Below are 21,447 nucleotides of genomic sequence, written 5' to 3' on the forward strand. Positions count from 1 at the left end.
TGCGCCCAGGCGGTCCGTCTGGCCCAGTCCCTGCCCCGCATCACCGCCGCCGGCGCCGAGGTGGTGCTCGCCTCGGTCGACCCGCCCGAGGTCCAGCTCGCCATGGACCACACCTGGCACCTGCCCTTCCGGTGGGCCAGCGACCCCGACGGCACCCGGCTCGCCCAGCCGCTGGACGCCTGGGACACCGAGGCGTCGATCTTCCGGCCGGTCGTCGTCGCCGTGGCCCCGGACGGCCGCGAGGTCTTCCGGGAACTGTCCCGGGACTTCACCGACCGCACCGACGACGAGCCGGTGCTCACCGCGCTCGAGGGCCTCGGGCTCCCCGCGCTCCCCGAGCCCGCCCCCTGGACGCCCGAGGGGGTGCAGCCCCACCCCTCGAAGCGTGCGTTCAAGCCCAGCTCCTTCATCCCCTACTTCCGCGCCATCCGGTTCAACACCATGGCGCTGAGCGACCGGATGGTCGACGACCGGGACCGCGACCTGCTGGTCACCGAGCAGCGGATGGCCGAGTCCTTCCTCGGCGCCTTCGACACCTGGCGCGCCGAGCACCCGCCGGACGGGCAGGCCCGGAGCTGAGCCCGGCGACCCGGTCGGCGACGATGGGCCGGTGACCGAGCAGAGCAGCCCGCCGCGCGTCTCCTTCGACCCGGCGGAGATGGAGACCGGGGCCTTCTACCGGGTGCTGAACTCCGTGGTGGTGCCCCGGCCGATCGCCTGGGTGTGCAGCCGCTCGGCGGGGGGCGTGCACAACCTGGCGCCGCACTCCTTCTACACGGTGGCCTGCGTCGACCCGCCGGTCGTCCAGTTCACCTCGGTGGGCCGCAAGGACTCGCTGCGCAACGTCGAGGACAGCGGCGAGTTCACCATCAGCCTCACCCCGGAGGCGCTGTTCGAGCAGGTCAACGCCACCGCGACCGACTTCCCGCCGGACCAGAGCGAGGCCGAGCACACCGGGGTCACCCTGGAGGCCAGCGACCGGGTCGCCACGATGCGGGTCGCCCAGTCGCCGGTGACCCTGGAGTGCGTCCTGCACGCGACGCTGCGGCTGGGCGACAGCACGGTGGTGTTCGGCCGGGTGGTGCACGTCTCGGCGTGGGACAGCGTCGTCCGGGACGGCCGGCCGCGGATCGAGCAGCTGCAGCCGTTGGCCCGGCTCGGCGGCAACGAGTGGTCGACGATCGGCGAGGTCAAGGAGATCCGCCGGATCCCCTACCGCAGCTGGACCGAGGACCCGGCCATCGGCGACCGCCTCCGCGGCGGCTGAGGCACAGGAAGCTGTCCACCCACTTGCCGACCGAGAACCGGGGGAAGAGCTTCCTGTGCCTGAGGCAGCGGGGCCTTCCCTCAGGCCGGCAGGTGCGGGGCGACCTCGTCGGCGGCGTCGGCGCCGAATGCCTCGGCGAACCGCTCCAGGAACGGCGCGCGCGGCAGCGTGTACTCCTGCGTGCCGATCACCTCGACCGCGGCGGTGGCGACCGCGGACCCGACCTGGGTGGCGCGCTCGATGCCGAGCCCCCACTGGCGGGCGGCCACGAACCCGGCACGCAGCGCGTCCCCACCGCCGGTCGGCTCCACCGGCTTGGTCTCCGGGACGGCGATCACCTCGATCGTCGCCTCCCCGGCCTGCTCGACCCGCACGCCCTTGGCGGCCTGGGTGGTGACCCAGGTGCCCACCCGGGCGAGGACCTCGGCGTCGTCCCAGCCGGTCTTCTGCAGCAGCAGGGCGTGCTCGTACTCGTTGGTGAACAGGAGGTCGGCGCCGTCGACGAGCTCACGGATCATCTCCCCGTCGGCCCAGGCCAGCTGCTGCGAGGGGTCGGCGAGGAACGGGTAGCCCCGCTGCCGGCACTCCTGCGTGTGCTGCACCATCGCCGTCGGGTCGTTCGGCCCGATGATCACCAGGTCGAGGTCACCGACGCGTGTGGCCACCGGGGCCAGCTCGATCAGCGCCGCCTCGGACATCGCGCCGGAGTAGAAGGACGCGATCTGGTTGTTCGCCGCGTCGGTGGTGCAGACGAAGCGGGCGGTGTGCTTGAGCTCCGACCAGCGCACGCTGCCGGTGTCCACGCCGTGCCGGCTCAGCCAGGCGTCGTAGTCGGCGAAGTCGTTGCCCACCGCGCCGACCAGCACCGGCCCCTGCCCCAGCAGCCCGAGCCCGTAGGCCATGTTCGCCCCGGCACCGCCGCGGTGCTGCACCAGGTCATCGACCAGGAAGGAGAGCGAGACGTTCTCCATCTTGCCCTCGACGAACTGGTCGGTGAACCTGCCGGGGAAGGTCATCAGGTGGTCGGTGGCGATGGAACCGGTCACGACGACGGGCATGAGGGCGACTCTCTCCGGGGACGGCGGCCACCATCGGGCCAGCGGAACCCGGCCGGGAACACCGACGCCGGGGCGGGGACAGCGTAGGAGCCGCAGCCCCGCCCCGCCCGCGGTGGCCCCCGCTGGGGTCAGTCCGCGAGCGCCCGGCGCAGCTGGACGCCGAGCTGCGCCGTCCCGATGACGCCCAGCAGGCAGCCGACCGCCGCCGCGCAGCCGACGGCGAGCACGACCGCGTCGGCACCCCCCAGCTCGAGCTGCACGTCCAGCAGCGAGACGACCCCCGCGCCGCCCAGTCCGAGCGCCGACATCGCCACTCGGCTGGGCCGCTCCCACACCGAGACGGCGCCGGTCTCGTGCACCCCGGCCTGCCCGGCGCGGGCGCGCAGGTAGTCCGGCAACCAGCAGAGCGCACCGAAGGCGGCGGCCAGCCAGCCCGGGGCGCCGGCGACCCAGAAGGCCACGGCGTAGCCGGCCTCGGTCAGCCGGTCGACGGCGGAGTCCAGCACGAACCCACGCCGGGAGGCGCGCCCGCCCGCGATGGCCAGGGCGCCGTCCAGGGAGTCCAGCAGCCCGGACAGCCCGATGAGCACGCCGGCCGCGATCAGCCAGGCCCCGCCCGCGGCGGCCGGGGCGATCGCGGCCACCGCGACCAGCAGCCCCAGCGCGGTGGCGGCCAGCGGGGAGAGCCGGGCCAGCGGGACCGCGAGGGTGTAGGCCAGGGACAACCAGCCGCGCACCAGCCGGCTCTCGGCCGGGTCGGTGCCCCCGTGCCAGCGTGACCAGGCCACCAGGTACTCGTCGCGGCTCAGCACGGTGTGCAGTCCACCACGAACCGGGCGGCCCGGTGCCGTGGACAGGGACAGTGGGCTGGTGCTCGCCGGCCTCTCCCCCGCCCGTCGTCGTCTCGCGTCCGCGCTGCTCGCGCTGGTCGCGGTGGTGGCCGTCGCAGCCCTGACCGTCCCCCGGCTGATCGGCCCGGACGGCGGAGCCGGGCCGGCCGCGGTCGAGGAGACCACCCCGGGCCCGGTGCTGCTGGTGCCCGGGTACGGCGGGTCGGTCGGCTCGCTGCAGCCGCTCGCCGATCGGCTCACCGCCGGCGGACGGGACGCCACCGTCGTCCCGGTGCCGGGCGACGGCACCGGTGACCTGGCCGCCTCCGCGGCGGTGCTGGGCACCGCAGCCGACGCGGCGCTCGAGCGCACCGGTGCCGACAGCGTGGACGTCATCGGCTACTCCGCCGGTGGGGTCATCGCCCGGCTGTGGGCGGCCGACCGCGGAGCGGAGCAGGCCCGGCGGGTGCTCACCCTGGGCTCCCCGCACCATGGCACCGCCATCGCCGACCTGGCCGCCCGGTTCCTGGCCGCGGAGTGCCCGGACGCCTGCCAGCAGCTGACCACCGACAGTCCGCTGCTCGCCGAGTTGAACGCCGGCGACGAGACGCCGGCCGGGCCCAGCTGGGTCTCGGTGTGGACGACGCAGGACGAGACCGTCACGCCGCCGGCGTCGGCCGAGCTGGACGGCGCGCTGAACCTGCCGGTGCAGTCGGTGTGTGCCGACGCCGAGGTGTCGCACGGCCAGCTGCCCGCCGACGCGCTGGTCCAGGCGATCGTGCTCGCCCAGCTGGCCGCCGGGCCCCCGGTGGAGCTGGCCGCGGCTGACTGCAGCCGGCTCCGCCAGAGCTGACCGGTCCCGGCGAGGCGCCCCGCGGTGTGTTAGTTGCGCCGTGCACCCACATTGGGTGAAGAACGACGAGAATGGGCAATACCGACAGTGCTGCGGTCATTACCGAGTGCAAGGCGCCAGGACGGCGCCGCTCTCGACCCCGCAGCCTCGGAGGCTCTCGTGCCCACCACCCCCGTCCCGTCCCGCCGCTGGGGCATCACCGCCAAGATCGTCACCGCAGTGGGCACAGCGGTGCTCGTCGCGGTGCTCGTCGGCCTCCTCGGCCTGCGCAGCCTGGGGGTCACCGCCGACGCGACGACGTCCATGTACGGCAAGGAGCTCGTGGGCACCGCCCAGGTCGAGGAGGTGCGCTCGGACTTCTTCGCGATCCGCCTGGCCGGCACGAACTACGCGGTGGCGACCACCGCAGCCGACCGGGCGGGCTACCTGCAGGCCCGGCAGGACGCCTACGCCGAGCTCGCCGCCGCCGCCGACCGGTACCTGGACACCAACCCGTCGACGGAGGGCCGCGCCCTGATCGAGAGCGTGCTGGACGGGATCACCGACTACCAGCAGGCGATGGTCGGACTCGACGCACTGGCCGACCGTGGCGACCTCGCCGGCTGGTCGGCAGCCCGGGAGGCGACGATCACCCCGATCGCCACGGAGATCATCGGCCACATCGACGAGCTGGCCGAGCAGCGTGCCGTCAACGCCGCCGCCACCGCGGCGTCCGCGACCGAGGAGTACGAGCACACCCGGACCCTCCTGGCGGTCGTCGTCGTCCTCGGGTCGCTCGCCGCGCTCACCGGCGGGGTCCTCGTCGCCCGGGCGATCACCCGCGGCCTGCGCCGGGTGCAGGCGACCGCGCAGGCCCTCGCCGCCGGCGACCTCACCCGCACGGCGGACGTCTCCTCCCGCGACGAGGTGGGCCAGACGGCGGCCGCCCTGGACGGCGCTCTCGCCCAGCTGCGGACCGTGATGGGGTCCGTGGCCGGGTCGGCCGACGCGGTCGCCGCCTCCTCGGAGGAGCTCAGCGCCTCCGCGGCGCAGATCTCGGCCGCCGCCGAGGAGACCGCCGCCCAGTCCGGCGCCGTCTCCACTGCGGCGGAGGAGGTGTCACGCAACGTCGCCACCGTCGCGGCCGGCGCCGAGCAGATGGGCGCCTCCATCCGGGAGATCAGCCACAACGCCAGTGCGGCAGCCCGGATGGCTGCGGCCGCCGTGGCCGAGGCGCAGACCACCACCGGGACGATCGAGGCGCTGGGTGCCTCCAGCCAGGAGATCGGCGCGGTGGTCACGACCATCACCTCGATCGCCGAGCAGACCAACCTGCTCGCCCTCAACGCCACCATCGAGGCCGCCCGGGCCGGTGCAGCGGGCGCCGGCTTCGCCGTGGTGGCCACCGAGGTCAAGGAGCTCGCCCAGGAGACCGCCCGCGCCACCGAGGACATCGCCCGGCGGGTGGCGACGATCCAGGGCGACACCGCGGGGGCGGTGGCCGCGATCGGCCGGATCAGCCAGGTGATCACGTCGATCAACGACTTCCAGCTCACCATCGCCAGCGCGGTGGAGGAGCAGACCGCGACGACGAACGAGATGTCGCGGTCGGTCCAGGAGGCCGCCGGCGGGACCACCGAGATCGCCGGGAACACCACCGGCGTCTCCGCCGCCGCCCGGTCGACGACCGAGGCGCTCGGCCAGACCCGGCTCGCCGTGGACGACCTCGCCCGGATGGCCGCCCACCTGCGTACCGGCATCAGCCGCTTCACCTGGTGAGGACGCCGGGCCGGGCCGACGATGCCCCGGCCCGCTCGGCCGGGGCAGGTCGCCCCCCGCGGTGCGTGCCCGTGAGTGCCCGACCCGCCGTCCGGCCGGTGGCCACCTAGGGTCGCGATCATGGCCGCCCCGATCAGTGACGCCGTCGTCGTCGACGTCCTCCGCCGTGTCGACCGTGGGCTGAACCCGCTCGCCCAGCGGCTGGGGCGCCCTCCGCGGCTGTCCCCGGCCGAGCGGGCCGCCTGGTGGGCCGACCAGGTCAGCCGGGTGGCCGCCGGCGTCTCGGCCGCGCCGCGCTTCGCCGGCAAGCTGGCCGACCTGCTGCCGTTGCAGAACACGGTCGGCTCGGCGGTGCAGGCCCTCGTCGTCCTCGGGGTGGCCGGGGAACACGGCCTCGACCGCCCCGCGGACCGGGTGTCGCTGCTGGCCCGGGTGCTGCTGGACCGCGACCTGCCCGCCGACCGGGTCCAGCCGCTGCTGGACCGCAGCCGCGGGGTCTACGTCGACGAGGCGCTGGGCGAGGACCGCTCCGGGGCGCGGGGCGTCGCGCGCAGCCTGTGGCGGGCCGCCCGGCTGCTCAGCCGGATCGACGACGCCCTGGACGCCCGGCCGAAGGGGAAGCTCCGGCACCGGGCGCTGGCCCAGTTCCCGGTCGTCGGGGTCGCCGGTGGCTACGCGGCCGAACGGCAGGGGCTGCGGCGGGCCGCGCTGGAGGCCGAGGAGCTGCTCAGCTGACCAGGTCCGCGCCGGCCAGGTTGGTGTAGACCTCCCGCGTCGCCGTCGACCGGTTCATGGTGATGAAGTGGATGCCGGGGACGCCCTCGTCCAGCAGCTGCCGGCACATCTGGGTGGCCACCTCGACACCGAGCGCCCGCACCGCGCGCTTGTCCTCGGGGCGGTCGCCGTCCAGCGCGGCGAACCGCTCGGCCAGGTCCGCCGGGAACGCCTGCCCGGACAGCTGCACGATCCTGGTGATCTGCCGGGCGTTGGTCACCGGCATCACCCCGGCGAGGACCGGCACGTCGCAGCCACGGGCCGCGACCCGGTCCCGCAGCCGGAGGTAGTCCTCGACCCGGAAGAACATCTGGGTGATGGCGAAGTCGGCTCCGGCCCGGCACTTCGCGACGAACATGTCGGTGTCGGTGTCGAAGTCCGCCGAGCGGGGGTGCCGCTCGGGGAAGGCGGCCACGCCGACGGAGAAGTCGCCGATGCCCTTGATCAGCTCGACCAGCTCGGCGGCGTACCGCAGGCCCTGCGGGTGGGCCACCCACTCCCCCTGCGGGTCCGCGCCCGGCGGGTCACCGCGCAACGCGAGCAGGTTCCGCACCCCCGCAGCCGCGAGCCGGCTCACCACGTGCCGGAGCTCGGCGACGCTGTGGTCGACCGCGGTCAGGTGGGCCATCGGGAGCATCGTGGTGTCGGTGGCGATGCGCTCGGTCACCGACACGGTGCCCTCGCGGGTCGACCCGCCCGCGCCGTAGGTCACCGACACGAACGAGGGCCGCAGCTGCTCCAGCTGGCGCAGCGCCGTCCACAGCTGCGTCTCCGCCGCCGCGTCGCGCGGGGGGAAGAACTCGAAGGACCAGGTGGGCCGCTCGGTCTGGAGCAGCTCGCGCACGGTGCCGGTCATGGCAGGCGAGCCTACGGGCGCGCGGGCCGCCGGCCACGCACCGACCGCTGCAGGTGGCGACCCGGCCGGGTGCATCCACCGGCGGGGTCGCGGCAGAAGCAACCCCGGACGGCCCACGGACGGCCCGCGACACGGCGGACCGGCGGGGCCGGGCGGAGGAGGAGACCCAGTGGAGATGACGGCCGCACCAGCAAGGGTGAACGGGCAGCGTCCGATCACGGCGGGCGATACTGGCCCGGTGACCGCCGGGACCCAACGCCGCCAGCCGCCCGTCCGGGTCCCGGTCCAGCCGGGGGCCGCCGACGAGGAGCGGGTCCGCGCGGCGGTCGCCGCCGCGCTGGCCGGGTTCCTGGCCGAGCAGCGGCAGACCCTGGCTGCGATGGACGACTCCCTCGTCCCGGTCGTCGACGAGGTCTGTGCCCTGGCCGAGGGCGGGAAGCGGCTGCGGCCGCTGTTCGCCTACTGGGGCTGGCGCGGGGCCGCGGCCGGTGCGGCCGGCGTCGCCGAAGCCGACGCCGACGTGCTGCGCGCCGTCGCCGCGGTGGAGTTCGTACACGCCAGTGCGCTGGTCCACGACGACGTGATGGACGGCGCCCTGACCCGCCGCGCCCGCCCGGCCACCCACATCGGCTTCGCGACCCGGCACGTCGACGCCGGTCTGCACGGCGACGCCACCGGTTTCGGGGTCGGGGCCGCGATCCTCGTCGGTGACCTGGCCCTGGTCTGGTCCGACGAGCTGCTGCGCCGGTCGGGCATCTCCGCGGCCGCGCTGTCCCGGGCCCGGGGGGTCTGGGACACCATGCGCACCGAGGTCACCGCCGGGCAGTACCTGGACCTGCTGCGCGCCGCCGGTGGGCTGCCCGGGCCCGGGGGCGCCCTGACCGTGGCCCGGTACAAGAGCGCCGGTTACACGGTGCAGCGGCCGCTGCAGCTCGGCGCCGCGATCGCCGGGGCCGGCCCCGACGTCAGCGAGGCCTACACCGCCATCGGCCTGCCGCTGGGCGAGGCATTCCAGCTCCGCGACGACGTGCTGGGCGTCTTCGGCGACCCCGCCGTCACCGGCAAGTCCGTGGACGACGACCTGCGCGAGGGCAAGCAGACGCTGCTGATCGCGCTGGCCGAGGAGCGGGCCGGCGAGGCCGGCCGGCGGCTGTTGACCCGGGCGCTCGGCGACCCGGACGCCGGCCCGGAGCAGCTGGCCGCGCTGCGCACCCTGCTCGAGGAGACCGGCGCCCGCAGCCGGGTGGAGGAGCGGATCGCCGACCGGACCGCCGTGGCCCGCGCGGCGATCGCCGCGGCACCCATCAGGGACGAGGCGCGCGCCGCGCTGGACGCCCTCGCCGTGGCCGCCACCATCCGCACCGCGTGAGCAGGACCCTGCGCACCGTCCCCGGGCGCACCGACCGGATCGTCGTGATCGGGGCCGGCCTGGCCGGCCTCTCCGCGGCGCTGCGGCTGCGCGGCGCCGGACGGGAGGTCACCGTCGTCGACCGCTGCCCCGGCCCCGGGGGGCGGGCCGGCCGGGTCGAGCGCTCCGGGTACGCCCTGGACACCGGTCCCTCGGTGTTCACCGCCCCCGAGCTGGTCGCCGACGCCTTCGCCGCGGTCGGCGAGACGATGTCCGACCGGCTGACCCTCACCGCGCTGGACACCACCTACCGGGCCCAGTTCGCCGACGGGTCGCACCTGGACGTGCACGCCGACCGGACCGCCTTCGCCGCCGAGGTCGAGCGGCTGTGCGGCGCCGGTGAGGCCGCGGCCCTGCTCCACTACCTCGACGACCTCGCCGAGCTCTACGAGCTGCAGCTGCGCACGTTCATCGACCGCAACCTGGACTCCCCGCTGGACCTGCTGGGCCCCGAGCTGCTGTCCCTGGTCCGCCGCGGTGGGTTCCGCCGGCTGTCCAAGCACGTCGAGGCGGCGTTCACCGACGACCGGCTGCGCCGGCTGTTCAGCTTCCAGGCGCTCTACGCCGGGGTCTCCCCGTTCCGGGCGATCGCCGCCTACGCGGTCATCGCCCAGCTGGACATCGGGGCCGGGGTCTGGCACCCGCAGGGCGGGATCGGCGCCGTCCCCCGGGCGATGGCCGCCGCCGCCGCGGACGCCGGGGTGCAGTTCCGCTACGGCACGGAGGTGGCCGAGCTGGAGCTGGCCGGCGGCCGGGTCACCGGGGTGGCGCTCGAGGGCGGGGACCTGCTGCCCGCCGACGCCGTCGTGGTCACCGCCGACGCCCCGCACCGGCTGGTGCCCGGGCTGCGCGGGCCGCGACGCCCGGTCTACTCGCCGTCCTGCGTGGCGCTGCACCTGGGCGTGCGCGCCGAGCTGCCCGGCCAGGCGCACCACACGATCAGCTTCGGCGCGGCCTGGGAGCAGGTCTTCGCCGAGCTGACCCGCGACGGCCGCCCGATGAGCGACCCGAGCCTGCTGATCAGCATGCCGTCGGTGACCGACCGCTCGCTCGCCCCCGAGGGTGGCCAGGTGCTCAGCGTCGTCGCCCCGACCCCGAACCTGGACCGGCGCAGCGGCGGCAACCCGGACCTGGACTGGCCGGCACTGGCCCCCCGCTACCGCGAGGAGCTGCTGGCCACCCTCGAGGCACGTGGCTGGACCGGGATCGGCGGGTCGATCGAGGTCGAGGAGCTGCTCACCCCGGTCGACTGGGCCGCCCAGGGCATGGCCGCGGGCACCCCGTTCGCGCTGGCGCACACCTTCGGGCAGACCGGGCCGTTCCGCCCGTCCACGCTGCCCCGCAGCGGGCCGGAGAACGTCGTCCTGGCCGGTTCGTCGGTCCAGCCCGGCGTCGGGGTGCCGATGGTGGTGATCAGCGGCCGGCTGGCCGCCGAGCGGATCACGGGGGCGCAGGGATGACCACCGCACCGCCTCCCACCCGGGTACAGCAACAGGCCCAGCTGGACGCCGCCTATGCCGTGTGCCGCGGGATCGCCGCCGAGCACGGCAAGTCCTACTTCCTGGCCACCCGTCTGCTCACCCCGGACCGCCGGGCCGCGATTCACGCGCTGTACGCCGCCGCCCGGGTGGCCGACGACATCGTCGACGTCGGCGCCGACCTGCCCGGCCGGGACCCCGAGAGCGAGTTGCTGGCCTGGTCGAAGGCGGCGCTGGAGGAGGTCGAAGCCGGCTGGTCCGACGACCCGGTGCGGCTGGCGCTGGTGCACACCTACCGCCGCTACGACATCCCGATCGAGCACCTGGTCGACTTCCTGGCCGCGATGACCAGCGACCTCGACGTCAGCGGCTACGCCGACCTGGCCGCCCTGGACCGGTACATGTGGGGCTCGGCGTCGGTCATCGGCCTGCAGGTGCTCCCGGTGCTGGGCACCGCCCCCGGGGTCGCCCGGGAGGAGGCCGCACCGCACGCGATCGCGCTGGGCGAGGCGTTCCAGCTGACCAACTTCCTGCGCGACGTCGCCGAGGACGTCGACCGCGGCCGGGTGTACCTGCCGGCGGACCTGATGGCCGAGCACGGGGTCACCCGGGAGCAGCTGGCCGCCAAGCGGCACTCCCCCGGCTTCGCCGAGCTGATGCGGGAGATGGTCGCGGTCACCCGGCGCCGCTACGACGACGCGGCACCGGGCACGCCGATGCTGGCCCGCGAGTCCCGGGACTGCGTGCGCGCGGCCACCGCCCTCTACGGCGGGATCCTCACCGAGATCGAGCGCGCCGACCACCGGGTGCTGGACCGCCGGGTGCGGGTGTCCAAGCCGCGCCGTCTGGCCGTGTTCGCCCGCCGGTTGACCGCCGCCCAGCTGGCGAGGGTGAGCAGCACCAGGGCGAGGCCGAACAACGCGAGGTAGGTCAGGTGCCCCGTCAGCGGGTGGCTACAGCGCCAGGGCCTGGGCCCGGCGGGTGACCTCGGTGTGCCGGTCGTCCCGCAGGGCCTGCACCGGGGTGCCCGGCAGCGAGTCGTCCTCGCGGAACAGCCACTCGAAGGCCTCCTCGTCGGTGAAGCGGCCGTCGTAGAGCACCGTGAGCAGGCCGGGCAGGTGCTTGAGGATGACCCCGTCCTGCACGAAGTCCACCGGGATCTTGCTGTTGCCGCTGCCGGGCACGGCCATGAGCTTCCGCTCGGCGATCAGCTGACGGACCTTGTTCGTCGAGACGCCGAGCTGCTCGGCGACCTCCGCGGGGGTGTACGTGTCCATAGGCTGCCAGCCTATGGCGCACAGTGCAGCCCCGGCGAACGGTCCCCGGCTCAGCCAGCCCCAGCGGGGCAGCGATGCCCCGGCCACCCCGGACGATCCCGGCCGCGAGCCGCCGTACCTCGACCTCGACGCGCTCGCCGAGCGGGCCAGGGAGCTGTTGCCGGCCGACGTCGCCGACTACTACGCCGGCGGCGCCGGCGCCGAGACCACCCTGGCCGAGGCGCCGGCCGCCTGGCGGGCGTGGCGGCTGCGCCCCCGGGTGCTGCGCGGGGTCGCGAGCGCGCAGCTGGGCACCACGCTGCTGGGCGCGGAGGTGGCCACCCCGATCGGGGTCGCCCCGTGGGCCTACCAGGCGATGGCGCACCCGGACGGCGAGCTGGCCACCGCCCGCGGCGCGGCCACGACCGGTGCGCTGATGACCGTGTCGACCAGCGCGACGACCTCGCTGGAGGAGGTCGCCGCGGCCCGCCCGGCCGGGCCGCGCTGGTTCCAGCTGTACCGGCTGCACTCCCCCGCCCACACCGACGACCTGGCCCGCCGCGCCGGGCAGGCGGGCTACGGCGCGCTCGTCCTCACCGTCGACCTGCCGGTGCTCGGCCGCCGGCACCGCGACCTGCGGCACGACTTCGCGCTGCCCGCCGGCCTCCGGCTGGCCAACCACCCGCCCGTGACCGGGACCCAGCCGCCACTGGCGGCCGCCGAGACGCCGACCTGGACCTTCGCCGACATCGGCCGGTTCGCCGACGTCTCCGGGCTCCCGGTGGTGGTCAAGGGGGTGCTGCGCGGAGACGACGCGGCCCGCTGCGTGGCCGCCGGGGCCGCGGCGGTGTGGGTCTCCACGCACGGCGGGCGGCAGGCCGACCCGGCGGTCGCCAGCGCCGAGGCGCTGCCGGAGGTGGTCGAGGCGGTCGCGGACGAGGCCGAGGTCTACGTCGACGGGGGGATCCGCACCGGGTCCGACGTCCTCACCGCCCTGGCGCTGGGCGCCCGGGCGGTCTTCCTCGGCCGGCCCACGGTGTGGGGGCTGGCCACCGGGGGCGCCGACGGCGTGGCCCGGGTGCTCAGCGGGCTGAGCGAGGAGCTGGCCCACACCATGGCCCTGTGTGGAGTCGACGACGTGCGCGCGGTGCCGCGCGACACCGTCACCCGGCCGTGGCCCGGCCGCTGAACAGCGGGTCGGCGCGCCGTCCGGGCACAGCCGCCCCACTGGCCACCGGCGCCCCGGAGCGACCACCTCGGGCGACCCCACGCGTCCACCTGGTCACTCCAGGTCCCTGGAGTCCAGACCGTGACCTGGCAGCTCGCGTCGTTCGGGCCACGCACCCCGATCCGCTCTTAGACTCGCCGGCGTGGAGACCGTCGTGACCGACCCCGTGGTCGGCCTCGTCCTCGAGGGGCGTTACCGCCTCGAGGAGCGTCTGGCGCGTGGCGGCATGTCCACCGTCTACGCCGCGACCGACCTCCGCCTGCACCGCACCGTGGCGGTCAAGGTGATGGCCGAGCACCTGGCGCACGACCCCGCCTTCGTCGACCGGTTCACCCGGGAGGCCCGGGCCACCGCGATGCTCAGCCACGTCAACGTGGTCTCCGTCAGCGACCAGGGCAGTGACCAGGGGCTGGTGTACCTGGTCATGGAGCTGGTCCGCGGCCGCACGCTGCGCGACCTGCTGCAGGCGCGCGGCCGGCTCACCGTGGGCGAGGCGTTCGCCGTCCTGGAGCCGGTGCTGTCCGGGCTGACTGCGGCCCACCGGGCCGGGATCGCGCACCGCGACGTCAAGCCGGAGAACGTGCTCATCTCCACCGACGGCCAGGTCAAGGTCGCCGACTTCGGCCTCGCCCGCGCGGTGGCCGGCACCGGGCAGACCAGCCACACCGGCGGCGTGCTCATCGGCACGGTCGCCTACCTCTCCCCCGAGCAGCTCGAACGCGGCCGCAGCGACGCCCGCAGCGACGTCTACGCCGCCGGGGTGATGCTCTACGAGCTGCTCACCGGCCATCCGCCCTACGCCGGCGACACCCCGCTGGCGGTCGCCTACCAGCACGTGCACCACGACGTGCCGGTGCCCTCGGGCGAGGTGCCGACGGTGCCGTGGCAGGTCGACGAGCTGGTCACCCGGACCACCCGGCGCGACCCGGCCGCCCGGCCGCTGGACGCCGGCGCCTTCCTGGCCGAGCTGACCGACCTGCGCGCCGACCTGGGCCTGGCCCGCGTCCCGGTGCCCACCGGCCTGCCGGCCGACAACCCGGCCACGCTCCGCCCGACCAACCGCCCGACCGCACCCCGCCCCCGGCAGCCCAGCGCACCGGGCGGGCGGGCCGGCGACCCGCACACCGAGGTCATCGGCGGCCCGGTGGACCGCGGCCGGGGCACCACGGTGCTGCCGGGCATGGGCCCCGGCCCGACCACCGCCGTGGGCAGCGCGCGCCCCGGCATCGGCCCGCGCCCGCCCGTCGTCCGCCCCGGGGTGCCCCCGCACATCCGCCGTCGCCGTGCCCAGCTGGGCATCGCGGTGGTGCTGCTGCTCGCGGTGACCATCGGCGCGATCGGCTGGTGGCTGGGCGTGGGGCGCTGGACGGAGGTCCCCGACCTGCTCAACAAGGACCAGGACACCGCGGTCGGCCTGCTGCAGGAGGCCGGCCTGGACCCGGTGCTGACCGAGGAGCAGTTCAGCGAGACCGTCCCGCCCGGTGCGGTGATCACCGCCGAGCCCGCCGCGGGCGAGGCGATCCGCGGCTCGGACGTGGAGCTCGTCGTCTCCAAGGGACCGGAGCGGTTCGCGGTCGACCCGGCGCTGGCCGGCCAGCCCGCCGACGCCGTCCTCGCCCAGCTGCAGACCCAGTTCCCCGACCTGGCCTTCAGCACCGAGGAGGACTACAGCGACGAGGTGGGCGAGGGCGACGTGATCCGCTTCGACCCCGTGCCGGGGACGGAGCTCAAGCGCGGGGACACCGTCACCGTCGTGGTCTCCTCCGGCCGTGCGCCGGTCGCGGTGCCCAACGTCGTCGGCCAGAGCCCGGACGCCGCCGAGAGCAACCTGGAGCAGCTCGGCTTCACCGTCGAGCGGGCCACCGGTCGCAGCGCCGACGTCGCCACCGGCGCGGTCATGGCGGTCAGCCCCGGGCCCGGTGCGGGCGCGCAGCCCTACGGCAGCCCGGTCACGATCACGGTGTCCGAGGGCCTGCCCCAGGTGGCCGTCCCCGACGTCACCGGCAAGAGCCGCGAGGAGGCGATCGCCACCCTCGAGGAGGCCGGCCTGGAGGCCGAGGTCACCCAGTTCTTCGGCAACCAGGTGCTGCGGCAGACCCCCGGGGCCGGCGAGGTCGTCGATCTGGGCTCGTCGGTCACCATCCTGGTGACGTTCGGGTGACCTGTACCCCGTGACCTCAGCTCCCGCCGTGCTGCCCGCCATCGGGGCACACATCCAGATCAAGGGCGGCCTGGCCAAGGGCGGGCTGGCCTACACCGACGCCGTGGGCGCCCGCGCCGTCCAGGTGTTCGTCGGCAACCCTCGTGGGTGGCGACCCAGTGCCGGCGACCCGGCCCAGGACGCCGCCTTCACCGCCGGGTGCACCGAGCGCGGGGTCCCGTCGTTCATCCACACGCCGTTCCTGGTGAACGTCGGGTCGCCGAACGAGGCCACCGTCGAGCAGTCGGTCGCCACCATCCGGCACAACCTGGCCCGGGGTGCCCAGCTCGGGTGCGCCGGGGTCGTGGTGCACGCCGGTTCGGCGGTCGACGCCGACCGCTACGAGGCGGCGCTGGCCCAGCTGCACGAGCGGCTGCTGCCGGTGCTCGACGAGCTCGGAGAGGGCGCACCCCGCCTGCTGATCGAGCCGACCGCTGGCGGGGGCAGGTCTCTGGCGGCCACCGTCGGGGACCTGGGCCCCTACCTGGCCGCTCTGGACCACCACCCGTCCGTCGGCGTCTGCTTCGACACCTGTCACGCCTGGGCCGCCGGGCACGACCTGGCCACCCCGGGCGGGATGGCGGCCACCCTGGACGCGCTGGAGGCCAGCGTCGGGCCGGGCCGGCTGGGGCTCGTGCACGCCAACGACTCCCTCGACGGCTGCGGCTCCACCCGCGACCGGCACACCACCATCGGGGCCGGCTCGATCGGTGCCGCACCGTTCGCCGAGCTGCTCACCCACCCGGCGATGGCCGGGGTGCCCGTGGTCGTGGAGACGCCCAGCGCAGACGACGGCCACGCCAAGGACATCGCGCTGCTCTGCGCCCTGCGCGACGGCGCCCTCGTCCCCGGCTGACCCGCCTCTGCCGCGACTCGCCGAGTGGCAGGAAACGCCGGACGGAACCGATTCCACGGCCGGGCACCTTCCGCTGGTACGACCCAGCGGTTTCACTCTCCGTGTCGGAGTCGCAGCTGATTGCGATGACCTGGACCGAGGAGAACCGCCGTGCACATCCGCAGGACCCTGGCCACCACCGCCGTGGCCGCCCTCAGCCTCACCGGCGTCGGCCTCACCACCGGGACCGCCGCTGCCACCCCGGGCGATGCGGCCACCTACATCGTCAGCCTCACCCCGGGTTCGGTGCCGACCTCCGTCGCCGCCCTGGCCACCTCCCGGCTGGGCGGCCACGTCGAGCACGTCTACACCGCGGCGCTGGAGGGCTTCGCGGTCACGCTGCGCCCCGAGGTCGCCGCCCGGCTCGCCACGCTCCCCGGGGTCGCCGCCGTCGAGCGGGACGCCCCGGTGCAGCTCCAGGCCACCCAGTCCAACGCCACCTGGGGCCTGGACCGCACCGACCAGCGGGACCTGCCGCTCAGCGGGTCCTACAGCTGGGACGCCACCGGCGCGGGCGTCACCGCCTACGTCATCGACACCGGCATCCGGCTCGGCCACCGCGATCTCGGTGGCCGTGCGGTCTCCGGCTACGACGCGGTGGACGGCGGGCGGGCCGACGACTGCAACGGGCACGGCACGCACGTCGCAGGCACCGTCGGCGGCTCGCAGTACGGGGTGGCCAAGGGAGTTCGGCTGGTCGCCGTCCGGGTCCTGGACTGCGCCGGCAGCGGCACCACCGCCGGCGTCATCGCCGGGATCGACTGGGTCACCGCCCACCACCGGGCGGGCGCCCCGGCAGTGGCCAACATGAGCCTGGGCGGCGGCGCCAGCAGCGCGCTGGACCAGGCCGTGGAGCGGTCCATCGCCGACGGGGTCAGCTACGCCGTCGCGGCCGGGAACGGTGATGCCGCCGGGGTCCCGCAGGACGCCTGCGCCGGCTCGCCGTCCCGGGTGGACGCCGCTCTCACCGTCGGCGCCACCGACCGTTCCGACGCACCGGCCTCGTTCAGCAACTACGGCGCCTGTGTCGACCTCTTCGCACCGGGCGTGGGCATCACCAGCGCGTGGCACACCTCGAACACGGCCACCACCACGATCAGCGGGACGTCGATGGCCACCCCGCACGTGGCCGGCGTCGCGGCGCTCTACCTGCAGGGCGACCCCGCCGCCTCCCCGGCCACGGTGGCCGGCGCGATCGCCGCGGCGACCACCAAGGACCGGGTGGCGACGACGCGCACCGAGGACAACGACCTGTTGTCCAGCACCTGGTGACCTGCGGTCGGCCGGGTCGCCCGCTCGCACGGGCGACCCGGCCGGCCACGATCGGGCGCTAGACGACCAGGCTCAGCGCCCAGGCGATGGCGAAGCCGACCACCCCGATCAGCGTCTCCATCACCGTCCAGGTGCGCAGGGTCGTCTTCACGTCCATCTCCAGGAACCGGCCGACCAGCCAGAACCCGGAGTCGTTGACGTGCGAGAGCACGGTGGCGCCACAGGCGATCGCGATGACCACCAGCGCGGTGTCCAGCCGGGACAGGTCGTTCTCCGCGACCGCCGGGGCGATCAGCGCGGCGGTGGTCAGCAGCGCCACCGTCGCCGAGCCCTGGGCGACCCGCAGGCAGGTCGCGATGACGAAGGCCGCGACGATCACCGGCAGGCCGATCGTCTCCAGGCTGTCGGCCAGCGCGGTGCCGATGCCGCTGGCGCGGAGCACTCCACCGAACATGCCGCCGGCACCGGTGATCAGGATGATCGCCGCGACCGGACCGATCGAGGAGTTGAGCAGGTCCTCGGTCTCCGCGCGGGAGAACCGTTCGCGGCTGAGCACCGTGGCGGCGACCAGCAGCGTGATCAGCAGCGCCACCGGCGTCTGGCCGAGCAGGGTCACCCAGTCCAGCCAGCCGGCCTCGCCGTCGACCGCCCCGGCCGTGGCCAGGGTGTTGAAGCCGGTGTTGAGCAGGATCAGCACCAGCGGGAGGAGCAGCAGGGCCAGCACGGTGCTGAACTTCGGCGGCGCGGTCCGGGTGGCCGTCTCCGTCGCCGTCCCGGCGGCCACGGTGGCGCCGCCGCCCGTGCCGCCGGTGGCGCCGCCGCCCGTGCCGCCCGTGGCGCCACCGTCCGGGCCGGCCGCGTCGTCGACGTCGGTGTCGACCCGGGGGTCGTCGGCCTCGGACTTGCGACCGGCCAGGGTGGACGGGATCGGGACCATGACCCGCCCGCCGATCCACCGGCTGAACAGGTAGCAGGAGATGAACCAGGTGGGCAGGCCGATGACCAGGCCGACGACGACCAGGAGCCCGATGTCGGCGCCGAGGATGTCGCCGGCGCCGACCGGGCCCGGGTGCGGCGGGACGAAGGCGTGCATGACCGCGAAGGCACCCGCCGAGGGCAGCGCGTAGAGCAGCACCGACCCACCGAACCTGCGGGCGACGCTGAAGATGATCGGCAGGAAGACGACGAAGCCGGCGTCGAAGAAGATCGGGAAACCGAAGAGCAGCGAGGCGACGCCCAGCGCCAGCGGCGCGCGCTTCTCACCGAACCGGTTGATCAGCGAGTCCGCCAGCACGGTGGCACCACCGGTGACCTCGAGCAGCTTGCCGATCATCGCGCCCAGCCCGACCAGCAGCGCGACCGCCGCCAGGGTCGAGCCGAACCCGGCCAGCAGCGTGTCGATGACGTCCCCGATGGGGATGCCGGTCGCCAGCGCGGTCAGCAGGCTGACCAGGACCAACGCCACGAAGGCGTGCACCTTGAACTTCATGATCAGGACGAGCAGCACGGCAACGGCACCCACGGCGATCAGCAACAGCGGTGCGGTGCCCAGGGCGGGTTCGACTTCTGGCACGGGGGACCTCTTCGAGTCGACGGCGACGCGGACTCGACCGCGGGCGCGGACGAGGGGACCACTGTGACAGCGGTGATCACCTTTGCGCGAGTGCTCCCCGGGTGTCGGGCGGGTCCGGCCGCGGCATCATCGGCCCGGCGGCCGGTGGGGCCGCGACCCGGAGAGGTGTGCGATGTCCCGAGCCGGGCGACGGCTGCGCCGGGCGGTGAACCCGGCCTCGACCGGCCTCTCCGGGTGGTGGTGCACCAGCGCGCTGCGCCGCGAGCTCCTCCGCCGCCAGGAGCGCCGACGGAGGCGCGGCTGACCTCGTCGCCGACTCAGCCGGCGAGGTCGCCGATCACCTGGGTGAGCACCTTGGCCGCCCGCTCCACGCCGTCCCGGTCGACGTCCAGGTGGGTCACCAGCCGGACCCGCCGGGCGCTGACCTGACCGACCAGCACCCCCTGGGCCTTGGCCGCCTCGGCCACGGCCGGGGCCGGGACGTCGTCGACGACCACCATGTTCGTCTCCACCGTCGCCGGGTCGACGCCGAGGCGCTCGGCGAGCAGGCGGGCGTGCTCGTGGTCGGTGGCCAACCGGTCGAGGTGGTGGTCCAGCGCGTAGGAGGCAGCCGCGGCGAGCACCCCGACCTGGCGCATGCCGCCACCGAGCCGCTTGCGCCACAGCCGGGCCGCGGCGATGCGCTCGGCGCTGGCGACCAGCACCGACCCGACCGGGGCACCCAGGCCCTTGGACAGGCACACCGACGCGGTGTCGGCCAGCCGCCCGTAGGTGGCCAGCGGGACGCCGGAGGCCACGGCCGCGTTGAAGACCCGGGCGCCGTCCAGGTGCACGTTGACCCCGGCGGTGCGGGACCAGGCGAACAGCCGCTCCAGCTCGGCGAGGGGCTGCACCAGCCCGCCGCCGCGGTTGTGGGTGTTCTCCACGGCGATCGCGGCCGTCGCGGTGAGGTGCCAGTCGCCGTGTGGGCGCACCTGGGCGATCAGCTGGTCGGCCGACAGCCGGCCCCCCTCGGAGACGACGGTGCGGGACGAGAGCCCGAACAGCGCCGCCGCGGCACCCATCTCGTAGGTGAGGACGTGTGCGTCGGCGTCCCCGAGCACCTCCTGGCCGGGCTCGCAGACCAGCCGCAGGCCGATCTGGTTGCCCATCGTCCCGGACGGCACGAACAGCGCGGCCTCGTGACCGAACAGCTCGGCGACCCGCGCCTCCAGCGCGTTGACCGTCGGGTCCTCGCGGTAGACGTCGTCGCCCACCTCCGCCTCGGCCATCGCCCGGCGCATCGCCGGGGTCGGCCGGGTGAGCGTGTCCGAGCGCAGGTCCACGACGTCCCCGCGGGTGGCCGGGCCGTCGGTGTCGATGCCGTACATCAGCTGCGCAGCATCTCGGTGACCAGGAACGCCAGTTCCAGCGACTGCCCGGTGTTCAGTCGCGGGTCGCAGGCCGTCTCGTACCGGCTGTTCAGGTCCGCGTCGCTGATCTCCATGGCGCCGCCCAGGCACTCGGTGACGTCCTCACCGGTGAGCTCGACGTGGATGCCGCCGGGCCAGGTGCCCAGCCCGCGGTGCACGTCGAAGAAGCCCAGCACCTCGTCGACCACCCGGTCGAAGTGCCGGGTCTTGTACCCGCTGGGCGACTCGTGCGTGTTCCCGTGCATCGGGTCGCACTGCCACACCACCTGGTGGCCGCTGGCGGTGACCTTCTCCACGATCCCGGGCAGGACGTCGCGGATCTTGCCGTTGCCCATCCGGCTGATCAGCGTGAGCCGGCCGGGGACGCCGTCGGGGTCCAGCCGCTCGACCAGCTCGGTGGCCTGCTCCGGCGTGGTGCCCGGGCCGATCTTCACCCCGATCGGGTTGGCCAGCTTGGAGACGAACTCGATGTGCGCGCCGTCCATCTGCCGGGTGCGCTCCCCCACCCAGACGAAGTGCGCGCTCAGCGCGTACGGGCGGCCCTCGTACATCCGGGTCAGCGCGCGCTCGTAGTCCAGGATCAGCGCCTCGTGGCTGCTGTACAGCTCCACCCCGCGCAACGCCGCATCGTCGATGCCGCAGGCCTTCATGAAGGCCAGCGCCCGGTCGATCTCCTGGGCGATGACCTCGTAGCGGACACCGGCCGGCGAGCTGGCGACGAAGTCCTTGTTCCAGTCGTGCACGGCGTGCAGGTCGGCCAGCCCGCCCCGGGCGTAGGCGCGGATCATGTTCATCGCCGCGGCCGAGTTGGCGTACGCGCGCACCAGCCGGTTCGGGTCGGGGATCCGCTCCGCCAGCACCGGGTTCAGCGAGTTCACCATGTCGCCGCGGTAGGACGGCAGCCCGAGCGCGTCGGTGTTGGACGAGCGCGGCTTGGCGTACTGCCCGGCAACCCGGCCCACCTTGACCACCGGCACGCTCGCCCCGTAGGTGAGGACGACGGCCATCTGCAGCAGCGTGCGGGTGGTCGCCTGCAGGTGCGGCTCGGTGTTCAGGTCGAAGGTCTCGGCGCAGTCGCCGCCCTGCAGCAGGAACGCCTTGCCCTGGGCGACGTCGGCCAGCTGCTGGCGCAGGGTGTCGACCTCGGCCGGCGCCACGATGGGCGGCACGCTCGACAGGGTCGACAGCACGGCGTCGACGGCGGCCCGGTCGGGCCACTCCGGCTGCTGGGCGGCGGGCAGTCCCCGCCACCGGTCCAGGTCCGGCAGGAGCTCGGCGGGTTCAGGGAGACTCACCCCCTGAGCGTACGGCGCGCCGCGCCCCCTTCGA

19 protein-coding genes and 1 pseudogene are annotated in these 21,447 nt (G+C 74.9%); 13 read left to right on the top strand and 7 right to left on the bottom strand.

Annotation, left to right across the window (positions count from 1 at the left end; translation table 11 throughout):
- Nucleotides 1-3 precede the first annotated feature (3 nt).
- Nucleotides 4-579: pseudogene (locus O2W20_RS18785) on the top strand (peroxiredoxin family protein); the annotation flags it as partial.
- 31 nt (nt 580-610) lie between these two features.
- Nucleotides 611-1,267, top strand: a complete 657-nt coding sequence (locus tag O2W20_RS18790) for a flavin reductase family protein (protein WP_269171656.1) — start codon at nt 611-613, stop codon at nt 1,265-1,267.
- Nucleotides 1,268-1,347: 80 nt separating this feature from the next.
- On the opposite strand, the gene O2W20_RS18795 is transcribed toward O2W20_RS18790, so the two are convergent.
- Together O2W20_RS18795 and O2W20_RS18800 are read right to left on the bottom strand one after the other, a co-directional pair.
- Nucleotides 1,348-2,325 carry a carbohydrate kinase family protein gene (locus O2W20_RS18795; protein ID WP_269171655.1) on the bottom strand — a complete coding sequence of 326 codons (978 nt, stop codon included), beginning with the start codon at nt 2,323-2,325 and terminating at the stop codon, nt 1,348-1,350.
- Between the two features lie 128 nt (nt 2,326-2,453).
- Entirely contained in the window at nt 2,454-3,137 is a 684-nt protein-coding gene (locus O2W20_RS18800; RefSeq protein WP_269171654.1) for a CDP-alcohol phosphatidyltransferase family protein, read from the bottom strand.
- A 37-nt stretch (nt 3,138-3,174) separates the two neighbouring features.
- On the opposite strand from O2W20_RS18800, the gene O2W20_RS18805 reads away from it, so the two are divergent.
- From O2W20_RS18805 to O2W20_RS18815, 3 genes are all read left to right on the top strand, one after another.
- Nucleotides 3,175-4,008, top strand: a complete 834-nt coding sequence (locus tag O2W20_RS18805; RefSeq protein WP_269171653.1) for a lipase family alpha/beta hydrolase — start codon at nt 3,175-3,177, stop codon at nt 4,006-4,008.
- Nucleotides 4,009-4,167: 159 nt separating this feature from the next.
- The gene (locus O2W20_RS18810) at nt 4,168-5,766 is read left to right on the top strand and encodes a methyl-accepting chemotaxis protein (protein WP_269171652.1); all 1,599 of its coding nucleotides are present in this window, start codon (nt 4,168-4,170) and stop codon (nt 5,764-5,766) included.
- 120 nt (nt 5,767-5,886) lie between these two features.
- A complete protein-coding gene (locus tag O2W20_RS18815; RefSeq protein ID WP_269171651.1) occupies nt 5,887-6,501 on the top strand; it encodes a hypothetical protein in 615 nt (204 codons plus the stop codon).
- Here O2W20_RS18815 and metF read toward each other — a convergent pair.
- The gene (metF, locus tag O2W20_RS18820; protein WP_269171650.1) at nt 6,494-7,396 is read right to left on the bottom strand and encodes a methylenetetrahydrofolate reductase [NAD(P)H]; all 903 of its coding nucleotides are present in this window, start codon (nt 7,394-7,396) and stop codon (nt 6,494-6,496) included. The genes O2W20_RS18815 and metF overlap by 8 nt on opposite strands.
- A 238-nt stretch (nt 7,397-7,634) precedes the next feature.
- Here metF and O2W20_RS18825 point away from each other — a divergent pair, with 238 nt between their 5' ends.
- The 3 genes from O2W20_RS18825 to O2W20_RS18835 are packed head-to-tail and all read left to right on the top strand — an operon-like array spanning nt 7,635 to nt 11,211.
- On the top strand, nt 7,635-8,765 hold the full coding sequence (locus O2W20_RS18825) for a polyprenyl synthetase family protein (RefSeq protein WP_269171649.1): 1,131 nt from the start codon (nt 7,635-7,637) through the stop codon (nt 8,763-8,765).
- The gene (gene crtI / locus O2W20_RS18830) at nt 8,762-10,264 is read left to right on the top strand and encodes a phytoene desaturase family protein (RefSeq protein ID WP_269171648.1); all 1,503 of its coding nucleotides are present in this window, start codon (nt 8,762-8,764) and stop codon (nt 10,262-10,264) included. The genes O2W20_RS18825 and crtI overlap by 4 nt, the downstream gene beginning before the upstream one ends.
- Nucleotides 10,261-11,211, top strand: a complete 951-nt coding sequence (locus O2W20_RS18835; RefSeq protein WP_269171647.1) for a phytoene/squalene synthase family protein — start codon at nt 10,261-10,263, stop codon at nt 11,209-11,211. Before crtI ends, O2W20_RS18835 begins: the two co-directional genes overlap by 4 nt.
- Before the next feature lie 24 nt (nt 11,212-11,235).
- Here O2W20_RS18835 and O2W20_RS18840 read toward each other — a convergent pair whose 3' ends face one another.
- Nucleotides 11,236-11,559 carry an Rv2175c family DNA-binding protein gene (locus tag O2W20_RS18840; RefSeq protein WP_269157007.1) on the bottom strand — a complete coding sequence of 108 codons (324 nt, stop codon included), beginning with the start codon at nt 11,557-11,559 and terminating at the stop codon, nt 11,236-11,238.
- A 13-nt stretch (nt 11,560-11,572) separates the two neighbouring features.
- Here O2W20_RS18840 and O2W20_RS18845 point away from each other — a divergent pair, with 13 nt between their 5' ends.
- From O2W20_RS18845 to O2W20_RS18860, 4 genes are all read left to right on the top strand, one after another.
- Entirely contained in the window at nt 11,573-12,727 is a 1,155-nt protein-coding gene (locus tag O2W20_RS18845; RefSeq protein ID WP_269171646.1) for an alpha-hydroxy acid oxidase, read from the top strand.
- 181 nt (nt 12,728-12,908) lie between these two features.
- Nucleotides 12,909-14,927: a Stk1 family PASTA domain-containing Ser/Thr kinase gene (locus tag O2W20_RS18850; RefSeq protein WP_269171645.1), complete on the top strand. Its 2,019-nt coding sequence runs from the start codon at nt 12,909-12,911 to the stop codon at nt 14,925-14,927.
- A gap of 10 nt (nt 14,928-14,937) precedes the next feature.
- Entirely contained in the window at nt 14,938-15,822 is an 885-nt protein-coding gene (locus O2W20_RS18855; protein ID WP_269171644.1) for a deoxyribonuclease IV, read from the top strand.
- Nucleotides 15,823-15,972: 150 nt separating this feature from the next.
- A complete protein-coding gene (locus O2W20_RS18860; protein WP_269171643.1) occupies nt 15,973-17,133 on the top strand; it encodes a S8 family peptidase in 1,161 nt (386 codons plus the stop codon).
- Between the two features lie 58 nt (nt 17,134-17,191).
- On the opposite strand, the gene O2W20_RS18865 is transcribed toward O2W20_RS18860, so the two are convergent.
- Complete coding sequence (locus tag O2W20_RS18865) at nt 17,192-18,706, bottom strand: GntP family permease (RefSeq protein ID WP_269171642.1); 1,515 nt, start codon at nt 18,704-18,706, stop codon at nt 17,192-17,194.
- A 172-nt stretch (nt 18,707-18,878) separates the two neighbouring features.
- Between O2W20_RS18865 and O2W20_RS18870 the strand changes: the two genes are divergently transcribed.
- On the top strand, nt 18,879-19,010 hold the full coding sequence (locus O2W20_RS18870) for a hypothetical protein (protein WP_269171641.1): 132 nt from the start codon (nt 18,879-18,881) through the stop codon (nt 19,008-19,010).
- 13 nt (nt 19,011-19,023) lie between these two features.
- Here the strand turns inward: O2W20_RS18870 and O2W20_RS18875 are convergent, their stop codons facing one another.
- Both O2W20_RS18875 and O2W20_RS18880 read right to left on the bottom strand, forming a co-directional pair.
- Nucleotides 19,024-20,076, bottom strand: coding sequence for a threonine aldolase family protein (locus tag O2W20_RS18875; RefSeq protein WP_269171640.1), 1,053 nt, complete (start codon nt 20,074-20,076; stop codon nt 19,024-19,026).
- Nucleotides 20,076-21,413 carry a class II 3-deoxy-7-phosphoheptulonate synthase gene (locus O2W20_RS18880; RefSeq protein WP_269157014.1) on the bottom strand — a complete coding sequence of 446 codons (1,338 nt, stop codon included), beginning with the start codon at nt 21,411-21,413 and terminating at the stop codon, nt 20,076-20,078. The genes O2W20_RS18875 and O2W20_RS18880 overlap by 1 nt, the downstream gene beginning before the upstream one ends.
- Nucleotides 21,414-21,447 lie beyond the last annotated feature (34 nt).

It is taken from the genome of Modestobacter sp. VKM Ac-2982 (assembly GCF_026967935.1).
Classification (GTDB): domain Bacteria; phylum Actinomycetota; class Actinomycetes; order Mycobacteriales; family Geodermatophilaceae; genus Modestobacter.

Bases quoted from the DNA above. Each gene is read 5' to 3' on its own strand.
- O2W20_RS18795 (WP_269171655.1), bottom strand. From the start codon at position 2,325: ATGCCCGTCGTCGTGACCGGTTCCATCGCCACCGACCACCTGATGACC.
- O2W20_RS18815 (WP_269171651.1), top strand. From the start codon at position 5,887: ATGGCCGCCCCGATCAGTGACGCCGTCGTCGTCGACGTCCTCCGCCGT.
- metF (WP_269171650.1), bottom strand. From the start codon at position 7,396: ATGACCGGCACCGTGCGCGAGCTGCTCCAGACCGAGCGGCCCACCTGG.
- O2W20_RS18835 (WP_269171647.1), top strand. From the start codon at position 10,261: ATGACCACCGCACCGCCTCCCACCCGGGTACAGCAACAGGCCCAGCTG.
- O2W20_RS18840 (WP_269157007.1), bottom strand. From the start codon at position 11,559: ATGGACACGTACACCCCCGCGGAGGTCGCCGAGCAGCTCGGCGTCTCG.
- O2W20_RS18845 (WP_269171646.1), top strand. From the start codon at position 11,573: ATGGCGCACAGTGCAGCCCCGGCGAACGGTCCCCGGCTCAGCCAGCCC.
- O2W20_RS18870 (WP_269171641.1), top strand. From the start codon at position 18,879: ATGTCCCGAGCCGGGCGACGGCTGCGCCGGGCGGTGAACCCGGCCTCG.
- O2W20_RS18875 (WP_269171640.1), bottom strand. From the start codon at position 20,076: ATGTACGGCATCGACACCGACGGCCCGGCCACCCGCGGGGACGTCGTG.